General features: G+C 78.3%; 1 protein-coding gene. It reads left to right on the top strand.

What is annotated here, in order from left to right; all coding sequences use genetic code 11:
• Window positions 1-607, top strand: a 607-nt coding sequence (locus ABD211_RS15955) for an aminotransferase class I/II-fold pyridoxal phosphate-dependent enzyme (protein ID WP_344131699.1), incomplete at both ends; no start/stop codon positions are given.

Raw genomic sequence — 607 nt, 5'->3', positions numbered from 1 at the left:
CACCGGCGCCGGCCTGCGCGCCGACGACATGGTGATCTGCCCCGGCGGGCAGGCGGCGCTGTCGTCCGCGCTGCGCGCCCTCGCCGAGCCCGGCGACACCCTGCTGGTGGAGTCCCCGACCTACCTCGGCGCGCTCGCCGCCGCCCGGGCCACCGGCCTGCGGGTGGTGCCCGTCCCCACCGACGCCGACGGCGTACTCCCTGATCAGCTTGCGGCCGCGTTCGGCCGCACCGGCGCGCGGCTCTTCTACTGCCAGCCGTTGTATGCCAACCCGACCGGGGCGACGCTCGCGGCCCATCGCCGGGCCGCCGTCGCCGGCGTCATCCGCGACGCCGGCGCCTTCCTCATCGAGGACGACTACGCCCGCGACCTCACCCTCGACGGCGACGCCCCGCCGCCGCTGGCCGCCGACGACCCGGACGGGCACGTCATCTACCTGCGCTCGCTCACCAAGTCCACCGCGCCGGGCCTGCGCACCGCCGCGATCGGCGCGCGCGGCCCGGCCGGCGCCCGGCTGCGCGCGGCCCGCCTGCTCGACGACTTCTACGTGGCCGGCCCGCTGCAGCAGGCCACGCTGGAGTTGGTCACGGCCCCGGCGTGGCCGCGG

The organism is Luedemannella flava (genome assembly GCF_039528515.1).
GTDB lineage: Bacteria > Actinomycetota > Actinomycetes > Mycobacteriales > Micromonosporaceae > Luedemannella > Luedemannella flava.
This window is presented reverse-complemented; position numbering and strand designations above follow the sequence as displayed.